The sequence below is a fragment of the Neobacillus sp. OS1-2 genome (assembly GCF_030915505.1).
GTDB lineage: Bacteria > Bacillota > Bacilli > Bacillales > Cytobacillaceae > Neobacillus.
The window spans coordinates 2,846,939-2,866,045 of record NZ_CP133265.1 but is presented as its reverse complement, the minus strand read 5'-3'; the positions used below and the strand labels follow the sequence as shown (position 1 = coordinate 2,866,045).

Genomic DNA, 19,107 nt, shown 5'->3' with positions numbered 1-19,107 from the left:
GTAGAAAAATCTTTTCAATTGTAGAATTCCTCATAAATTTTGTAGAATTCCTTCCAATTAAGCACATTTTTGCATTGCTAAGCCCTACACCAGTATATGTATAATCCTGGCAATAATCATAAATAATAAACACGGAAATCATATCAAGTAGAAAGGGCTGTATTATCATCAGAAAGTTAGCATTTGTGTTCTTACTTATTTCATTGCTTCCACTCACTGGATTTCATAGGGCGAATCAGTTGGTTATTACCCATATTGATACTACCATCATTAAAGCGGAGAGAATTCTACGTTACGATATTAAAATCAAAAATACTGGTAACACTCCATTTAAAAGTGAATTTGATTACCCCGGCCAACATAACTATGGAATAGAAGTGGTAGTACGACCTAACAAAGAGTTAGCATCAAAAATGGAGTTAGTTGAAGGGAGCGAGTTTATTAAGATGATTCCGTGGGGTTCTGGGAGTACCGGACTCATCGACTCCGGGCATGAAGGCTCATTCCACGTTGAATATAAAATTAAAAAAGGTGCTCACTTAAAAGAGATGAAAGAATTGGCTTTTGATTCGACTTTGATTATTTTAGATGGTGTGAATGTCGTTAAAGAATTTCCATTAGACAAAGTAGACATGGATTAAGGGGAGGACTGAAAAAGAGCCAACTGGCTCTTTTCATGTCAATCCTTTACTAATCCACCTCTTAATTGGTTCACTCCAAATTCTAAATATCCCTTTAAGCAGGTTAACATAAAAACCCAGCCTTCTTTATTATCAATCAATTGCAGGATTAGCTCATCCTCATTTTCATTAAATCCTTCTTCGGTAATTTCAATTATGGTTGCCGAGTGATCAAGTTCTTTCATCGCTATTGTCACAATATGCCCTTCGCCATTTGCGCCCCAGCGGAAAACAACCTTTTTATTTTCTTCGATTTCAATTATATTTATACTTACTTGAGCCTGGTATTCCTCATATTTCAACGTAATCGTCTTGCCCTTTTCCCATCTTTCCGAACTGGACGAGAACCAAAAGTTCCCGATTTTTGCTGGATCAACAAAAGCTTCAAATACATCCTTCGCTGGTTTATTTATTTTCATTTTTGTAAGGTTGTTCATTCACGTACTTCCTTTCATTCACTTTGAAAAATTTAACAGCCAGCCAATACCAAACTGGTCAACTAGATTTGCGTGCATGGCTCCCCAAAATGTTTCTTGCAATGGGAAAGTAACTTTTCCAGATTGGCTAAGCAAATCATATACTCTTCTAATTTCTTCATCACTTTCACATTCCAGGCTGATTCGCACGTTATCTCCGACATGGGTATTGCCGAATGTATCTGAAAAGTGAATGATACTGTTACCAAGATGAAGTTCAGCATGCAAACACTTACCGTCATCGCTTTTTTGAATATTCGTCATTTCCCCGCCAAATAGATTTTGGTAAAATTCCATAACTTTCTCGCAATTATCTACAAATATGTATGGACTAGCACTTTTCATCCTTATTCCTCCGATTTTCAAATATACTTCCCACAATTCTACCATAGAAAGTTTTGGAAAAAAACTCTTTGTGGATTCCCCTTTATCACCTAAATGAAGGACAATTCTAAGGAGGAATTGACGGGTTTTGTCCTTCATAAGGACGATGATGAACCTCCCAGTGGGAAATCCATCAAGATTAGTCCTTCATCAAGCAATGAAGGACTTTCCGGTTCTACTGCATATATTTAAGCCGTTAGCTGTTTGAGAAACAGTAATTTTAGTTGTTTTCTTGCTCGGTAGATTCTCGTTTTCACCGTGCTTGGCTTGATATCGAGGATGCTGGCAATTTCATACTCCTTTAAACCATGCAAAAGCTTAAGATTAAGCACCGCTTGGTATTCGGTGGTGAGCGTTGCAATAGCGGCATTCACTTGCTCCTGAAAACTCGCTAGTTCCACTTCCTCCTCGACGTTTTGCATCATTTCCTTTCCCAAGCATTCAAGCATATCCTCTTCCATCAAGGTTGCAGGCTTTTTCCGTTCGCTTCGGACATAATCAATCGCCGTTCTGGTAGCAATGACGGATAACCAGGCACCCATCTTCTTTTCTTCTTCGATTGTTTCAACCTTTTTCATCGCTTTAATAAACGTTTCCTGAACGACATCCTCTGCTAGATGCAAATCCCTAGTGATAGAAAAGCTTATATGAAAAAGACGTTTATAGTACATTCTATATACCTCTGAAAAATCAATCTTATTCACCATTATCCCCCCTACCATCCTTTCAAAAATGTACACTCGTCCAGTGAATTTAAATAGTATCTTAATACTAATCGAAAAATCTTAACATTCATTTAAGACAATCTTAAAAATTTCTTAAGATTAGAAAAGCGGAAGCGCCTTGCTCAGGGGCGACAGGCATAAGACGAGCAGGCGAGAAGGTTGCACTTTAACCTTCTTGACTGATTGGCTTATGACCCCGAGCCCCTAGGCGCAGCAGCTAGACAATTCTCAAAGTCGAAACTTTTATATTCTTTAACTAAAAAAAGAAGATGCCCTTTGGACATCTTCCATGTTCAGTAGATTGTTTGCATTCCTTTTCCGGCGATTGTCATCCATTCGAACTGACGCAGTCTTACATCAAACAGTGTAAGAGGATCACGGAACATTTCTGGATTGGTGTTCATTTTGTTCAGCATTTCTTGGTTTGTCTGAATACCCTCGCGTGCCTCTTCGACAGAATCATTTAATACATTCAGTGGACTCCTGAAAAACAAAGTGATGTCGCGCTCCAATGATTTTTCAAACAGCTCAAACGGCTGAAAAAATTGCTTATTAACCGCAGCAATTGCTTCAGAATAATCTTCATTCTCCACAAAGGCTTTGTATTTATTAAAAAGCATTGCCTTATTTTGCGATAGGGCGCCAAATAGTTTCCCGGCGCTTTTTAATAAAAATTGGGCTGGTGTACGGCGGAGCAGAATATTAATGCTTTCAAGCTGAAAACGGCTTGTCATTCGATCAGTATCACGCCGCCAATCGTCAAGCACCTTAAAATCACATTCAAGCTTGAGCCGCTCTTCGCCATACATATGATTAAAGCCGTCACCCATCTCATTCAAAAATTCCTGACTTTGCTCAAGCTCCTCTTTGCCATGTTCAATCCATTCCTGCAGCGAACGGTAAAATTTCGGCATAACGGTTTGTTCCAAATAGGCTTGGATTTTTCGATTCATTTCATCATTGAGTTCTAAGTGAATTTTACTGAAGTTGCTATCTTCCTTAATTAATGAGGAACACTCTTGAAGCATTTTCCGAACACTATCTGATAAATCTTTTTCTATCGTTTCCTTAATAGCTCGGAACGATTTCGCGATTGTCTGTGTTTTTTGTACTTCGGTATCCTTCAGTTGGTTTACTGCTCCATTTAACTTCATCAGCATTTCTTCGTTCCACCGAATCGACTCAACCAGCTGATTTTCTACATCAATCCGTTTTTGCAGCAGGCTGGCAATCGTGGTGCGAATAAAATACAACAGCTTTGCTAGACGCTTATCCTCAATATTTCTTGTCTTCTTGATGGAATGAATAAACGCGGTTAATTCCTGTTGCTGTCCACCTTCGTATTGCGATGAAAAAGCAAACACCCTTGCATCAGGTAAATAGGAATGAATCGAGACCCTAGTTTCATCAAAAATGCGAAGAGCTTCACGCTCACCAACAATTGTATCCATTTTACTCAATAGAAAATGAACCGGTATATCTGGTGCTAACTCCTGGATCTGCTTAAGCGCCATCTGCTCTTTTTCCGTAAACGGTGCATTTGCATCAAGGACAAAGAGAACGGAATCAGCAACATGCAAGTTTTTCAATACTTCATAGCGATCATAATGGGGGTTTCCCTTCAATCCAGGGGTATCAATGAAAGCAACCTTATTCTCCTGTAAAAAACCATTCGGCTGGTTAAATTCAATGATGGATTCCAGTGCATTCCGACGGCGATCCATGCGTTCTTGAAAATCAGCAAATTCTGGTAAGCTAGTAACCTCTCTATCCGTGATTTCTGTGATTTCTAACGAAGGCGCATGCTTAAACATCACCATGGAAGAGGTTGGACTATCCTGCAGATCCTCTCCAAGAACGGTATTCACAAAAGTGGATTTTCCCGTACCACTTAATCCGGTAATAAAAAGATGCTGTGTGTCAAAATCGACTAATTGGCGGACAAACCACTTGATGTGATTATTCTCCCCCATATCATGCTTCTTTGCCCAACTCATGATGGAATCAAGCAATAAAAGGCACTCATTAAGTTCATCCATGTCCGTTTCCGTTAAACTAATCAATTTTTCTGCTTCACTTACAATTGACATACTGATACTTGCTGGAAATAGCTCATTCCATGAAAGCACAGCAGCCGATGCTACTACCACATTTGAATCATCCGCCAACCTAAACCAATTGGTTAATAAGTCTGGAATAAAATCCTGCAGTACCTTAATAAAGTACCTTCCCTCAATTAAACTAAAATAATGTTCCTTATGAAGCCTTGAAAGCTCCGACCAGTTTTCATTTCGGCTGAGTTCAAGATTTAATAAAAGATGGTTGATTTCACTTAACCAAGTAAAATAGGATTCTTCATTTTTGTAACTATCCCACAGTGACGAAACAAGCTCCTCAAACTTTCTTTTATCAAGAGTAAATAATAGGATTAACGCTTGGGAGAAATAGCTTGGCGCATGGTGTTTGGTTACACCCTTTTTTATATACGTGTTCAGAATTTCAAACCATTCCAATGAATCTGTCCGTTTTGCCTCAGTGACTGCCAATTCAACCGCATTTTCCCAATCCTGTCGTTCTTCAAAAAAGTTGCGGGCGATTTCAGTGACGTTCGGATAATCTGGGTTAGCGACGATTGTCTTTTTTATCGTTGAAACGGCTGCCTCTACCTTCCCGCGCTCAATATATAGAGAAAATAACTTTAAGGCCACTTCTGTCTTTAATGTGGGATCCTCTGATGCGATCGCACAATAGATATCCTCAGCTGCAGATAACAGCCCAAGCTCATAATAAGCATCACCCGTGTTCTTCTTTGCCCACGGCTCGAGTTCATTAATAATGTTTTCCCATTTAAATATGGCGGTTTCAAAATCTTTGTGATGAAAGTAGACTTCACCCTGCGCAAAGCGAATAGTCGATAAATCAGGTAGATCCTGTTTTGCCTCCTCCTGAAACACTTCACCTAGGACGCGAATCGGATGCATATCTTCATGCTCATTTATGAACATTTTATAATACGTCTTTTGTATTAATTGCTTTTCTAACGTCATTTTCTTTCCCTCCAATTGCAACCACTCTATGTCATTCTTATGGAAAAGAGTCATAATTATTCCATATACTATTCGCCGTATGTACAGATTTTAAGTCCCAATTATATCGATTCTAACAGATGAATTTTTTAAAAAGATGTCAGATTTGTTTCAATTTGAAGACAAACAATACGTAGCGGTTGGTATAGCTCCCTTTAAGGAAATTAAGCGGCCTTTCATTTACCATGCAGGCTTTCTTTTTTCCCTTTCAGAAAAGTATAATAAAATCATACCACTTAAGGAGATAAATGACGTTGGAAAAGGAACAAGCTATTTATTTAGCAAATCAGATTGATGACTCAAAGCCAGCCTCTTATGAGATTAGGAAACTAGAAACAATTGGTGGCACCCTTCCGAAGTTTCATCAATGGACGAACGGTAAGCAAACGTTAGCCGCATATGAAGTCTCACGGCCGGAAAATGATACGGGCTACTACTTCTTATTTATTGATTGGCATCGGAACGATAATTATTACTTGGTTATCTATGCACATGATCGGTCGACAACCTGCGCGGAAATCCGGCAAATTCAAGACCTTGACGATGGTCCACATCTTGTTTGGTCATATAAACCGTTTAAACGTGATGGAAAAAATGATCAACGAAAAGCCTATTTTAAGCAAATGTTTGGCTCTACTATGGTTCACATCAAATTGCCACCCTCACCAAATGAAGTGGAGGTATTTTTCACGGAACTGTTTAAACTTTGTCAAAACCGGGTTAGAGCAGACAAAATAGTAGAGGTATTTGATTTTGAAGATTGATCTTCTGGGATGGTAAAGATGACATTTACACATGTCGTCTTTTTTATTTTTCAAAATGGGGAGGACACGTAACATTATTTTCGCCCAAGCATATTTTTAGTAAAAAAGGCTTCTTAAGGAGACAATGATTCGTTATGCGTTCCTATACAATCCAACCTGGCGATAATCTGTGGTCAATTGCCCAGCAGATGCAATCGTCCGTTGAAGCTATTGTTGCTGCAAATCCGGGCGTCACCCCTTATAACTTATTCGTTGGCCAAGGAATTTCCATCCCCACCTACGCCTATCGTCATATGCCTATTAATCAAGCACCCGCTTCCCAAAGTACTAAATGCGGGGCTGGCTGCGTCAGTAAAGAAGAGATGGAGTTAAGAATCTTTATGAGGGTCTTATGGGAAGAGCATGTTGCCTGGACTCGAATGGCCATCATCAGCCTTAACTTTAAGCTTCCGGATATTGATTTTGTCATTAAACGGCTCTTGCGAAATGCCACCGATATGGGCAATGCCTTCAAAACCTATTATGGAGAACAAGTTGGTGTTGAATTTGCTGCCTTGATTAAGGATCATCTTGTGATTGCCGCTGAGCTCGTCAAAGCTGCAGTCGCTGGAAACAATAATACGGCAGCAGCTGCGGAAAAACGTTGGTTCCAGAATGCCGCAGACATCGCCGTCTTCATGAACCGAATTAATCCACTGAACTGGCCGCGAGATGCCGTCAATGAAATGATGAACCACCATTTGCAGCTGACAAAGCTTGAGGCCATTTGTATGATTATTAAAAACTTCGAGGCCGATGTCGCCGTGTACGATCAGATTGAAAAACAAGCACGAGGAATGGCGGACACCTTTTCAGACGGAATCACCAAGCAATTCCCAAATCAATTTTAAAAAGCGGATGATATTCATAACTGGTTTATTTTAGCAGTGCAAATATTAAAAACGCACTTGAAAATTAGGGGAGATTTTCCGGTTAGACCGCATAATAGAGCTCGGTTCGGGGTATTTAAGCGGAGATTTTCCGATTAAGCAAAGCAAAATAGCCCATTTTTACGTTTTTCAAGTAAATAGGCGGAATCCTTCCGTCTATTTAAGCTATTTTCAGTGTTATACACTAATTAGGAGAAATTTCTCCGCTTATCATACTCGCTTTAGCATCTAATGAACTTGTACAACCTCATGGGGGGCTTACGGGTAGTTTTGTAAAAAAAAGAAAATTTAAGAGATATTTGTGTCTCTAAGTCTTTTTGCCTATGAAATACACTATGTAGTTTATGTAATTGCCTATTTGATTCGGTTTGCGATTTACCGTTTTGCACCTCACAAGTAAACCAGCTATAAATTTCATCATCCGTCCTTTTTGTTTATTCAGCACCCATTTTCCAGTACGTTCTTGTGCCATTACTTTTTATTATTGCGTTTTTTGGAACTTGAACAAACACCAAGAAAAAGCCCAGGATATCAACGGACGCACCGAGTGCATTAAATAATATAAAAACTAATATTTTTCCCGTTAAAAATCCGAAGATAGCTAGAATAAGAGGGAACAAAATAGACAGAAACAAAAATGGCGCAGCAGATATGAACATAAACCTTGCTTTTGTTATTATTTGTTCTGTATGCACAAACGCTCCAAAACAGGTTAGTCCAATAATGGTATCCTTTGACTTCAAAAAGTTAGGAATAAAGATTAAATGGAAAAGTTCATGAATGATGACCATTAACAAAATCACCAAAACCACACCTAAATCAATCGTAAGTATGATTGAATTTCCCTTAATAAATGAAAACCGCTGCATTGAAAAGGAGGAATAGCAATAGATGATTCCGATTGAGAGCAGGGCATTAATCACCATAAAGGGCACCGAGAGTAACGCAGCGTTCGTCAGGCTCTTCGGCTCTTTTAGCGGCTTCCAGCCTTCTTTCATTAATACGGAATGTGATTGTTCATTGAACTTCGGTATTTTAGTACTAAATTTAATAAAATTACCTCCTTGAAAAGAAGTGGTAAGTCTTTCCATTTATCATAACAAAAACAGGGAGCTGCTGTCAGCCCCCTGTATAGTTCTTATAACACCTTACTCAAAAACGCCTTCGTTCTATCTTCTTTCGGATTGTCAAACAACTCACTCGGGACGTTTTCTTCGACAATTAAACCGCCATCCATAAAAATAACCCGGTCACCTACTTCTTTGGCGAAGCCCATTTCGTGCGTTACAACAACCATTGTCATTCCCTCTTTAGCAAGCTGTTTCATGACTTCCAAAACCTCGCCGACCATTTCTGGGTCAAGGGCAGAGGTTGGTTCGTCAAACAGCATGATTTTAGGTTCCATCGCTAAGGCTCTCGCAATCGCAACCCGCTGCTTTTGGCCGCCGGATAAGGAATCAGGATAGGCCTCCGCCTTGTCCGCCAATCCTACTTTCTTCAAGAGCTCCAACCCTTTTGCCCGCGCCTCATCACCTGGAATATTCCTTACCTTCATGGGTGCCAGCATAATATTCTCGATAACCTTTTTATGTGGAAATAAATTGAACTGTTGGAACACCATCCCTACTTCAGTCCGAATTTTATTGATATCGGTTTGTTTATCTGTTAGGTCAATTCCTTCAATTAGGACATGACCGCCGGTAATAGTTTCTAGCATATTGATGCAGCGAAGAAACGTTGATTTTCCCGAGCCGGAGGGGCCAATCACGACAACGACCTCTTGCGGCTTAACCGTTACGTTGATATCTTTAAGAACCTCATTCAATCCAAACGACTTCTTTAAATTTTTCACCTCAATCATTCTGTTTCCATCCTCCTTTCAAGTCGGTTAAGCAGGAAGTTTAAGGAAAGCGTTAATACGAGATAAATAACTGCTGCTGTTAAATACGGTTCCCACGGGCGCATATATTGCCCCTGCATCGCACGGCCCCAGTACATTAGCTCCGGCGCAGCAATGAGGGCGGCAAGTGATGAATCCTTAATTAAGACAATAAATTCATTGCCCAGCGGTGGAATCATTCGTTTAAACGCTTGCGGTAAAATAACATTCTTCATGGCTTGTACATGTGTCATCCCAAGCGAACGCGCCGCCTCCATCTGCCCTTTATCAATCGATTGAATTCCGGCACGGAATATTTCCGCCACATACGCTGCTGAGTTTAAAGATAGAGCTAAAATGGCGGCAACAATGGCATTGGTTGTCCCCAAAAACGCCGGAACAACGGCAAAATGAATTAATAAGATTTGCACCATTAACGGTGTGCCCCGAAAGACGTTAATATACCAATGAAAGGGCATAGCCCACAGCTTTTTTCGCATCATTTTTCCTAAACCAATAAATAAACCAAGTACTGAACCAATGATAATGCTTGCGACCGAAAGCCCAATGGTTATCAGTGTCCCCTTTAGAAAAAAAGGGGCGTATTCCGCAATAAGATCCCACCTAAAATCCATTATCGATCCCCCTGACTATGTATGTAGGTATTGTGCTATGTAGTAATCTATTCATTTAATCAAAAATTGCGTAACTGCCTATTGATTAGAAGTTACGCAATTTTAATTCTCTATTGCTGATCTTTTAAAATTTGTACATCCGGCTCGACATCAAACCATTTTTTATAAAGTTTAGCATAAGTACCATTATCAATGACCTTTTTAACGGCCTTGTCTAAATCTCCTTTAAGCTTGCTCCCCTTTGGCAGCAATAGACCATAGAATTCCTTGTCAAATGCAGTATCATCTTCAATGAATTCGAAATTATCTTTCGGGTTATTCTTTACATATGTTTCAACAACAGTATTGTCGGCAACAACTGCATCAACACCGCCATTTTTCAACTCTAAGATTGCTAGATTGTTATTTTCAAACTTTTTAAGTTTATCGTTGTTTTTACCATACAGATTTTCAACAATGGTTTGGGCTGTTGTTCCATTTTGTACAGCAATCTTTTTGCCTTCTAAATCTTTTGCACTTTTAACAGTACTGCCTTTTGGGACGAGAATTTCATTTTTAGATAAGAAGTATGGGACTGTGAAATCATAGGATTCCTGACGTTCAGGTGTGATCGTAATCGCTGATACGGCTACATCGGCTGTCTTTCCTTCGATTTCAACAAAGATTGGATCCCAACCAACATGCTCTACCTTCACGCCGTAGCCTGCTTCCTTAATGACGGCTTTAACGAAATCAACATCAAACCCGACAACCTCCCCTTTATCCTGGTACTCAAATGGGGCATAAGCGGCATCTGTTACAACTCTTAACGTCTTCTTTTCCTCTCCGCTTGATTTACTAGTTCCACAGGCTGATAGAAGTAAGAGAAACGCCACCATTAATACTGTTGATACAAACTTAAATTTTTTCATTATAGACCTCCTATTACTTTTTTATAAAAGTTATTTATTAAAAAATTGATAATATTTTGAATATAAACAATTATAACCTCTTTTGTTTTGTTATTCAATCAAATATTTATTTACTATATTAATACGTTACTGAAATAACGTGAGAATAGCTTTTTTCGAAATAGTATTTGTTACACCATACGTGCATTCCTTCCAAAAAATACTTCTATTGAACCATATTTTCTGAAATATACTGATCAAATTAGGGGTAAACTTTTTTCCACTTTCTTCAAAGAAGTGAATTTTTTATAGAAGAAGGGGTATGTTACTGGTTAGGATTTCCTGTTTAAAAGTCCGGTAGATAAAAAATTCCCATGGAGGTGTATTCATGCGTTATACAAGGCTCTGGATTAGCTTAGCTATTGTTTTTATAGCATCATTCGCTATTTTAGGTTACTACGGCGGCAGACTCTATCAGACCATGCCACCCATACCGGAACGTGTTGTCGTTTCAGACGGTACTGTTCTATTTACAAAAAAAGATATACAGGATGGCCAAAATGTTTGGCAGTCTATTGGCGGTCAGGAACTTGGAAGCATATGGGGCCATGGTGCCTATGTTGCGCCTGACTGGAATGCAGATTGGCTTCACAGACAGTCAATGTGGCTGTTAAATAATTGGGCCGGGAAGGATTATGGAAAGACATATTCGGCACTGGATGATGAAGCCAAAGCTGCTTTACAAGCAAGACTTAAAAATGAAATAAGACCGAACACCTTTAATAAAGATACAAAAGAAATAACCATTTCACCTATTAGAGCGGAAGCGATAAGAAATGTAAGTCAACATTATGCTTCCTTGTTCACAGATGATCCTCGGCTGAATAAATTACGTGAAGCGTATGCGATGCCAAAGAATGTGATAAAGGACGACACTCGTTTAAGTGCATTTATCAGCTACATATGGTGGACCACTTGGGCAACCGAAACAAATCGTCCCAATGATAAGGTTACTTATACCAACAACTGGCCAAACGAGGAGCTTATCGATAATAAACCAACCGGTGAGATGCTGGTTTGGTCTGTCCTCAGCTTTGTCATACTCCTTGCCGGGGTAGGTGCCTTAGCATGGTACTATGCGACGCAAAAGCATCATGAAGGTGATGAGGATTTCCCTAAAAAGGATCCATTACTTGCTTTGAATGCTACGCCATCCATGAAGGCAACGCAGAAATACTTTTGGGTCGTTGTTGCCTTATGGTTAGTTCAAGTTTTACTTGGAGCCATTACCGGACATTATCAAGTAGAAGGCAGTGGTTTTTACGGTATCCCAATTGATAAATGGATTCCGTATTCACTGACAAGATCGTGGCATACTCAGCTAGGCATTTTATGGATTGCTACAGCCTGGCTTGCAACTGGGTTATTTATTGGGCCGGCAGTTTCCGGTCATGAACCAAAATTTCAACGATTCGGTGTGAATTTCTTATTTGTATGCTTGCTTATTATTGTCGTCGGATCGATGGTCGGACAATGGTTTGCCGTGCAACAAAAATTAGGGCACACGACAAACTTCTGGTTCGGTCATCAAGGCTACGAATATACGGATACTGGACGCTTCTGGCAAATATTCTTAACGGTCGGATTATTCCTTTGGTTATTCCTAATGGCGCGAGCGATTTGGCCTGCTTTTAAAACACTTAAGGAAAGCCGTCACCTTCTTGCCCTATTTTTAATTGCGTCCCTTGCTATTCCAGTCTTCTATATTCCTGCATTATTATGGGGGCAGCACAGTAATCTGGCCATTGCTGAATATTGGCGCTGGTGGGTTGTTCACCTTTGGGTAGAGGGCTTCTTTGAAGTATTTGCCACCGTTGTCATGGCTTTCTTATTTACAAGAATGGGGTTACTCGGACTGCGAACAGCGACTACCTCCGTCCTATTCTCTACAGTGATCTTTTTATTCGGAGGAATTATCGGAACGTTCCATCATTTATATTTTAGTGGAACGCCAACAGGGGTCATTGCCTTTGGAGCATCATTTAGTGCGCTCGAGGTTGTCCCACTTGTATTTATTGGCTTTGAGGCCTATGAAAATCTTACCCGAAGCCGTGCCAAGCCATGGGTATCTGCCTACCGTTGGCCCATTTACTTCTTCATTTCCGTTGCATTCTGGAATTTAGTAGGGGCCGGTTTATTTGGATTCTTTATAAACCCGCCCATTGCACTCTATTATATGCAGGGGCTTAATACGACAGCTGTTCACGGACATACTGCCCTATTCGGTGTTTATGGCATGCTGGGTATTGGCCTTATGCTCTTCTGTTTACGCGGTTTGACAGTGAAAAAGGAATGGAAAACAGGTGCTCTGAAATTTGCTTTCTGGGCAATTAATATCGGTCTTGCCTTAATGGTCCTGATTAGCTTAATTCCGATTGGCTTAATGCAAACATGGGCAAGTGTCCAGCATGGAATGTGGTACGCTCGTTCCGCTACTTTTATGTCCCAAGACATTGTTCATACCTTTGTATGGCTCCGGATTGTCGGTGACACCATTTTTTCCCTTGGTGCTCTCGCACTGGTTTGGTTTATTATTGGTCTAGTAACCGGATGGTCTGTTTCTAAAGATCGACTTGATTACGCCGAAACTGATCATAAAAACATTTAGCTGGAAGCCCCAGTCACGTTTCCTTCGTGAGTGGGGCTTTTTCACTTTTGTGAGAATGGGCATTCGCCGTGACCCACGTAAAATCCCCACATAATCTATAGGGTACTATCACCTAAGGAGAGATGCCTAAATGAATCCCTATGGCCTTTATCAAATGCCACAATTACCGGTTGAATACCATTCGTATGTTCCCGCAGAGCAACTTTATTCCCAACCCGAGCAATACCATTCCTTTGTTCCGGGTTCGGTAGAGCAGTATCATTCCTATGCTCCTACACCTGTAGATTCGTACCAATCCTATGTTCCACTCGATCAATACGACCCTAATAGACAGCCGCAACAATTAGAACGCCGGGTAACACAGCTGGAAAGACAAAATGAGCGGCAGGAAAGAGATATCAATCAGCTGCAACGGGATGTTAACCAAATGCAGCGTCGTCTCCAACGTGTTAATCAACGACTCCGCGTACTTGAAAGAAGATTTAATGTTCCCTTCACACCATTTGATGGCGAGTTTTAAAAGTAACGTTAGAACCGGGCTTGCAAAAGCCCGGTTCTAACGTTGATACGACCCTTTTTACATAATATGGGTTACTATCAATCCCTGGCCCATTCCGAAAATTGGCTGTTACTTTTTCTAACACATTCTCTGACAAAAGCCAAAATTTCAGTTAACTTTTTTATATAAACTTCGAAAGGGGTATTTCGATGACACAAAGATACGAGGTCACATTAGCTAAAAGGATCCTTCAGTTAGATCAATTAAGAGATGAATTATATGAGGAACTTTTAAAAACAATGGGGCCAAAAGGGAAGGAACTTTTACGAAGACTCCAAAATGCATAGGAGGAATGGTGTTGGCTACTCATTTACTAAGAGGACTTGAACGTCTTAAACAATTTTATATAAGAAAAATTGCTGAATCAGAATTAATGGATTCAACGGACGAACTTCAATCCCTTACAATTAGTGAACTAGAGAATCTATACAATAAACTAATAGCCCTAAATAGATAACGCCTACTCATACTCTAATGAATTCTTTAAAAAAATAAAATATTTTTATTTAAAATTGTTCTCTCATGTGAGAAGATCTAACATATGTTATTTTACATTCAAAATTCGCGCTAAATAATGGGGTGAGGTGAACAGCAACATGGGAAACGAATTGTCTTATAAAGATAAAAAGGTCATAACGATCGGAATTGTCAAAGAACTCACGGGTTTATCTGAAAGGCAAATCCGTTATTATGAAGAACGGAAACTCATTTTCCCCGAAAGGTCTTCCGGTGGAAGCCGAAAATATTCCTTTTCTGATGTAGAATTACTCATGGAAATTGCTAACAAAATTGAAGATGGTATTCAAACACATGAAATTAGAAAGCAAATGCTGAAGGAACAAAAGAAACAAAATCAGGATGAAATCCGTCGTAAAATGATCCAGGGGCAGCTTAATGCCCAGTTTGGAGAACGAAAAAAATATTAGGATTTTAGTAATGCCTCGTTCCTCGTTTTAAGGGAAGAGGCTCTTTTTTTACCCTCTTTAAAAAACCATGTCATAAAATCTCACAACATTGTAGATACATCTCCCAAATCCATGTAAAAATACAACTACACTAAATGTTATGAAAATTAACATACTCAAAAGGGGGAAAAAAAGTTGGATACTATATTTCTAATGAACAGTCTATGGGTTATGGTTGGTGCTGTATTGGTAATTTTAATGTTTGGCGGTTTCATTCTTCTGGAAACAGGTTCAACAAGAATGAAGAATGCTGGACATATCGCAGGAAAAACAATCCTTACCTTCGGAATTAGCTCCATCATGTTTTGGGCAGTGGGATATGGATTAATCTTTGGCAAGGGAAATTCTTTGATCGGGTTCTCCGATTTCTTTTATTCAGGCTATGATATTGATGGGTTACCACTATCAGGGGCAGTTTTCTTCTTATTCCAATTGGCATTTGCAGGGATTTCCTTAACCATTGCCTTCGGCGGGTTTGCGGAACGGGCTAAATTAAGTGCCTACCTCATATTTGCCGTCCTCTTCTCAAGTTTTGTTTACCCGCCTATCGCGCATTGGATCTGGGGCGGCGGCTGGTTAGCAGAGCACGGAAAACAAGATTTCGCAGGTTCAACTGTGGTTCATTTAACTGGTGCCATGGCGGCGCTGGCAGCAACTATTCTCTTAAAACCTCGAATGGGCAAGTTTAATAAAGACGGCTCAGCCAATAATCTTGCTGGTCATAATCAGGTTTTCACCGCATTGAGTGTATTACTCTTATGGGTAGGCTGGTTTGGCTTCAATGCTGGTAGTACCTTATCGGTTGACAAAGCTTTCTTTGGATTTGTTGCTATTAATACAAACCTCGCGGCGGCAGCTGGAACAATTGCAGCAATGATTATTTCCTGGATAGTATTAGGGAAAGCCGATGTACCGATGATGTTAAATGGCGCCCTTGCAGGTTTGGTCGCTATTACTGCTTCCTGTGCCTTCGTTGACACCTGGGCGGCCGTCTTAATTGGATTTATCGCCGGAATTTTAGTTTTCTACAGTATGCGCTTTTTTGAAAAAGTGAAAATCGATGATCCAATTGCCGCCCTTTCCGTCCATGGAACTGCTGGGGTCTGGGGAACATTATCCACTGGATTCTTTGCCACAAAAGAATTAGCAACGGTCGGCAGTCCTGGTTTATTTTATGGCGGCGGCTTCCACCAATTGGGTGTTCAGGCAATGGGTGTCATTACCTGTGCAGCTTTCGCATTTATTGTTTCCTATATCCTTCTCGCCATAATGAAAAAAGCAATGAACGGATTACGAGTGACAGAGGAAGAAGAAATCATTGGACTTGATATGAGCGAGCACGGCAGCTATGGCTACCCTGAATTGGTGAAGACCGAGCAAACGTTCAAAGCACAATAGTAGTCGAAACCAATCCCCTATTATGCGGGATTGGACTACTTTCGATTTTTAGATAAAGGAGGTAGAAACCGTGACTGACAATCCCTACTTAGCGGCAGTGGAATATCGAACGACGCATATGGGAGAAGCATCTCAAGATCACTTTAAGTTGAACGAGTTGCATGATGCCATTATGAATCAGGTGATAAAAATATCTATTAATCAACTATCGATTCGATCTGGTCCCCCTCCGTCGCCCTTCTCCATTTTTGTAATGGGAAGCGCAGGACGATTGGAACAGTCCGTTTGGAGTGACCAAGATCATGGGATCATTTATCACGATGAAAGCAATGAGGCAAAGTCCTATTTTTTAGCATTAGGAAAGGAAATTTCTAAAGGGCTTCATTTTGCAGGATATCCCTATTGTGACGGTGGAGTGATGGCGAGTAATCCCTTCTGGTGTAAATCCATAGATGAATGGCAGCTGCAAATAACGAATTGGCTGTCTGATTCCACGTGGGAATCTACGCGGTATCTATTAATTTTTCTAGATGGAAGGTCGATCCTTGGTGAGGGCGAATATGTAGAAAGCTTAAAAACACATCTCTACCAAACAGCGAATACAGAACAGCTCTTGTCCAACTCTTTACGTAATACCCTCCATATTAAAAAAGGGATCAATTTATTAGGCCAGCTATTAACGGAAACACACGGTCCACATTCGGGCACATTACCTATAAAAGAGATTGCCATTCTCCCATATGTAAATGCCCTGCGTCTAATAGCTATCAAGGAAAGAGTTATGGAGACCCCTACCCTTTCCCGGCTTGAAAAAATTTCAACTGCCTGGATTCCTGGGCATGACAAACAATTTTTCAAAGAGCAATTTTTAAAACTGTTAAACTACCGTTTAATGTATGGGGATCACACAAACTATGACTCCGGTCATTATTTGGTAGTTAAACGGTTAACGAAGGAGCAAACGAAGGAGGTAAAAGAAATCATCAAAAATGGGTATGGCCTTTTTCACCATGTTAGAAGGTTACTAGAAAAGAAATAGTTCAAGGGGGATGGGTAAACGATGATGCAATTTTTCCGGCAACTAACAGGAAAACTAAATTCAAACATATTTGCTGGATTACTAGGACCATCTACTCCGCAGCAAATGGCTTTTCTTAGGGAACTTCAGAGGGAAATGAAACAAACAAACTGTATGGAAACCCCTCTCAATGAATTGAAAGTTACTGTATTCGATATAGAAACAACTGGATTTTATCCAGATAAGGGAGACCAAATCATCTCAATCGGTGCAATAAAAATGAAAGGGCCTCAAATCAAGGAGCAGGAAACCTTTTATTCTTTGGTACAATCAGACCTCCCTCTATCAAATGAAGTTTCATCGTTAACCAATATTCAAGCTTCGGAATTACGCACTGCCCCCCCTGCACCTGAAGTACTTATGAATTTCTTCAAGTTTGTAAAAAGTGATATTCTTGTGGCGCACCACTCAAAGCATGAGCAGTCGTTTATGCAAAAAACAACATGGGATGTATGGCGAACGAAATTTAACCACCGAATTATCGATACCACCTTTTTAATCCGCTTATCAGATTTATCCATGAAAGCAGCATCACTTGAAGACCTCTGCTATGAATGCGGGATTGAAATAGAAAACCGGCATCATGCCTTAGGCGATGCGATCATGACCGCAAAGATTTGGAGCTACTATTTACAACTTGCTCAAAAGAAGAAATTCCAATATTTACAGGAAGTATATGAATATCTCGCGAGAAATGACTAAAGAAACTACTTTATCCTATATATGTATATCAACTTTTTAGCCAGTCAGAGATATAACTTTCCAACACTTCCATCTTACTTACTACTGAATTCCCCTTGTTTTCTCCTCCGTATTATCTTAATTAAAAAAATTTTTGAAAAAATTTTTTTATTCCATTTCCTTATTACGTCAATATTGTAAACGCTACCAGTTTTTCCGATTAGTTTGAATTGTCTGATTTTTGTATTGACCATGTTTTCGATTGGTTGTATGATTATCGAAAATAATCATTACTATTTATTACACCACTATTCATTTCTAGATGAAGAAGGTACATGCATTTTTTTAAAATTTATGTTTCAACATTTAAAGGGTTTCATCAGAAAAGAGGAGTGGTTAGGTTGGGAAGTCAATGGATTTTCCTTGGCGGAGAGTTCGTCAAGAAAGAGGATGCTGTCGTATCCGTTTTTGATCATGGTTTTTTATATGGTGATGGAGTATTTGAGGGAATCCGCGTATACCGCGGCAACATCTTCAGACTCGATGCTCACCTAAAAAGACTATTTGAATCAGCACAATCCATTATGCTGAAGATTCCATACACACAGGGGGAAATGACACAATTAATCGTTGAAACCATTAGAAAGAATCAGCTAGAAAGCGCCTATATTCGTGTCGTTGTTTCACGTGGCAAAGGAAATCTTGGACTGGACCCTTCTTCCTGCTCGAATCCAAGCGTCATCATTATCGCCGAGCCTTTAACCATGTATCCAAAGGAATTTTACGATAATGGCATAAAAATCGCATCGGTTGCAAGCAGACGGAATCGCCCGGATGTACTTAGTCCACAGATTAAATCACTTAATTATTTAAATAATATTCTTGTAAAACTAGAAGCGAATCAAGTTGGCGTCCAGGAAGCCTTAATGATGAATGACCAAGGTTATGTTACCGAGGGTTCAGCCGATAATATCTTCATTGTAAAAAATGGTGTCTTGTACACACCTCCCGTTTACTTAGGAGCATTAGAAGGAATTACCCGCAACGCCATCATAGATGTAGCAAGTGCCCAAGGCTACGAAGTGCGAGAATCACCTTTTACCAGACATGATGTATATGTCGCTGATGAGGTGTTCTTAACCGGAACAGCCATCGAAGTCATTGCCGTTATTGAAGTTGACGGCCGCGTCATTCGTGACGGGAAGCCAGGGATCGTAACAACCGACCTTTTAGAAGAATTCAGAAAGATCGTAACAACAGACGGAGTGGCTTGTTACCCAGAAACAACAAACCATGCTGTAGTCAGTTAG

Annotated in this window: 20 protein-coding genes; 12 read left to right on the top strand and 8 right to left on the bottom strand. The window is 40.0% G+C overall.

What is annotated here, in order from left to right; genetic code table 11:
- The first annotated feature begins 239 nt into the window (after nucleotides 1-239).
- The gene (locus RCG19_RS14110; RefSeq protein ID WP_308107664.1) at nucleotides 240-641 is read left to right on the top strand and encodes a hypothetical protein; all 402 of its coding nucleotides are present in this window, start codon (nucleotides 240-242) and stop codon (nucleotides 639-641) included.
- A 38-nt stretch (nucleotides 642-679) separates the two neighbouring features.
- Here the strand turns inward: RCG19_RS14110 and RCG19_RS14105 are convergent, their stop codons facing one another.
- The 4 genes from RCG19_RS14105 to RCG19_RS14090 form a co-directional block, all read right to left on the bottom strand.
- On the bottom strand, nucleotides 680-1,117 hold the full coding sequence (locus RCG19_RS14105; protein ID WP_166244258.1) for an SRPBCC family protein: 438 nt from the start codon (nucleotides 1,115-1,117) through the stop codon (nucleotides 680-682).
- A gap of 18 nt (nucleotides 1,118-1,135) precedes the next feature.
- Entirely contained in the window at nucleotides 1,136-1,501 is a 366-nt protein-coding gene (locus RCG19_RS14100; protein WP_166244256.1) for a VOC family protein, read from the bottom strand.
- Between the two features lie 227 nt (nucleotides 1,502-1,728).
- Nucleotides 1,729-2,247 carry an RNA polymerase sigma factor gene (locus tag RCG19_RS14095; protein ID WP_308107663.1) on the bottom strand — a complete coding sequence of 173 codons (519 nt, stop codon included), beginning with the start codon at nucleotides 2,245-2,247 and terminating at the stop codon, nucleotides 1,729-1,731.
- A 311-nt stretch (nucleotides 2,248-2,558) separates the two neighbouring features.
- Nucleotides 2,559-5,312, bottom strand: coding sequence for a dynamin family protein (locus RCG19_RS14090; RefSeq protein ID WP_308107662.1), 2,754 nt, complete (start codon nucleotides 5,310-5,312; stop codon nucleotides 2,559-2,561).
- Between the two features lie 293 nt (nucleotides 5,313-5,605).
- Here RCG19_RS14090 and RCG19_RS14085 point away from each other — a divergent pair, with 293 nt between their 5' ends.
- Together RCG19_RS14085 and RCG19_RS14080 are read left to right on the top strand one after the other, a co-directional pair.
- Complete coding sequence (locus RCG19_RS14085) at nucleotides 5,606-6,115, top strand: hypothetical protein (protein WP_308107661.1); 510 nt, start codon at nucleotides 5,606-5,608, stop codon at nucleotides 6,113-6,115.
- 134 nt (nucleotides 6,116-6,249) lie between these two features.
- Nucleotides 6,250-7,005: a LysM peptidoglycan-binding domain-containing protein gene (locus RCG19_RS14080; protein WP_308107660.1), complete on the top strand. Its 756-nt coding sequence runs from the start codon at nucleotides 6,250-6,252 to the stop codon at nucleotides 7,003-7,005.
- A 473-nt stretch (nucleotides 7,006-7,478) separates the two neighbouring features.
- Here the strand turns inward: RCG19_RS14080 and RCG19_RS14075 are convergent, their stop codons facing one another.
- The 4 genes from RCG19_RS14075 to RCG19_RS14060 form a co-directional block, all read right to left on the bottom strand.
- A complete protein-coding gene (locus RCG19_RS14075) occupies nucleotides 7,479-8,135 on the bottom strand; it encodes a DUF3267 domain-containing protein (RefSeq protein WP_308107659.1) in 657 nt (218 codons plus the stop codon).
- A gap of 47 nt (nucleotides 8,136-8,182) precedes the next feature.
- The gene (locus RCG19_RS14070; RefSeq protein ID WP_308107658.1) at nucleotides 8,183-8,905 is read right to left on the bottom strand and encodes an amino acid ABC transporter ATP-binding protein; all 723 of its coding nucleotides are present in this window, start codon (nucleotides 8,903-8,905) and stop codon (nucleotides 8,183-8,185) included.
- Nucleotides 8,902-9,558 (bottom strand): amino acid ABC transporter permease, encoded by a 657-nt coding sequence (locus RCG19_RS14065; RefSeq protein WP_166244244.1) that lies wholly within the window; start codon nucleotides 9,556-9,558, stop codon nucleotides 8,902-8,904. Before RCG19_RS14065 ends, RCG19_RS14070 begins: the two co-directional genes overlap by 4 nt.
- Before the next feature lie 110 nt (nucleotides 9,559-9,668).
- Complete coding sequence (locus RCG19_RS14060) at nucleotides 9,669-10,469, bottom strand: basic amino acid ABC transporter substrate-binding protein (protein WP_166244242.1); 801 nt, start codon at nucleotides 10,467-10,469, stop codon at nucleotides 9,669-9,671.
- Nucleotides 10,470-10,836: 367 nt separating this feature from the next.
- Between RCG19_RS14060 and RCG19_RS14055 the strand changes: the two genes are divergently transcribed.
- The 9 genes from RCG19_RS14055 to ilvE all read left to right on the top strand — a co-directional run bounded on the left by RCG19_RS14055 (nucleotide 10,837) and on the right by ilvE (nucleotide 19,107).
- A complete protein-coding gene (locus tag RCG19_RS14055) occupies nucleotides 10,837-13,116 on the top strand; it encodes a nitric-oxide reductase large subunit (RefSeq protein WP_308107657.1) in 2,280 nt (759 codons plus the stop codon).
- Nucleotides 13,117-13,246: 130 nt separating this feature from the next.
- Nucleotides 13,247-13,636, top strand: a complete 390-nt coding sequence (locus RCG19_RS14050; protein WP_308107656.1) for a PspA/IM30 family protein — start codon at nucleotides 13,247-13,249, stop codon at nucleotides 13,634-13,636.
- Between the two features lie 188 nt (nucleotides 13,637-13,824).
- Nucleotides 13,825-13,962 carry a hypothetical protein gene (locus RCG19_RS14045; RefSeq protein WP_166242391.1) on the top strand — a complete coding sequence of 46 codons (138 nt, stop codon included), beginning with the start codon at nucleotides 13,825-13,827 and terminating at the stop codon, nucleotides 13,960-13,962.
- 5 nt (nucleotides 13,963-13,967) lie between these two features.
- Complete coding sequence (locus RCG19_RS14040) at nucleotides 13,968-14,132, top strand: hypothetical protein (protein ID WP_308107655.1); 165 nt, start codon at nucleotides 13,968-13,970, stop codon at nucleotides 14,130-14,132.
- A gap of 139 nt (nucleotides 14,133-14,271) precedes the next feature.
- A complete protein-coding gene (locus RCG19_RS14035; protein WP_166242395.1) occupies nucleotides 14,272-14,601 on the top strand; it encodes a MerR family transcriptional regulator in 330 nt (109 codons plus the stop codon).
- 174 nt (nucleotides 14,602-14,775) lie between these two features.
- Nucleotides 14,776-16,038: an ammonium transporter gene (locus RCG19_RS14030; protein WP_308107654.1), complete on the top strand. Its 1,263-nt coding sequence runs from the start codon at nucleotides 14,776-14,778 to the stop codon at nucleotides 16,036-16,038.
- 70 nt (nucleotides 16,039-16,108) lie between these two features.
- A complete protein-coding gene (locus RCG19_RS14025; protein ID WP_308107653.1) occupies nucleotides 16,109-17,077 on the top strand; it encodes a DUF294 nucleotidyltransferase-like domain-containing protein in 969 nt (322 codons plus the stop codon).
- 21 nt (nucleotides 17,078-17,098) lie between these two features.
- Nucleotides 17,099-17,818 (top strand): exonuclease domain-containing protein, encoded by a 720-nt coding sequence (locus RCG19_RS14020; protein ID WP_308107652.1) that lies wholly within the window; start codon nucleotides 17,099-17,101, stop codon nucleotides 17,816-17,818.
- A 380-nt stretch (nucleotides 17,819-18,198) separates the two neighbouring features.
- On the top strand, nucleotides 18,199-19,107 hold the full coding sequence (ilvE, locus tag RCG19_RS14015; RefSeq protein ID WP_308107651.1) for a branched-chain-amino-acid transaminase: 909 nt from the start codon (nucleotides 18,199-18,201) through the stop codon (nucleotides 19,105-19,107).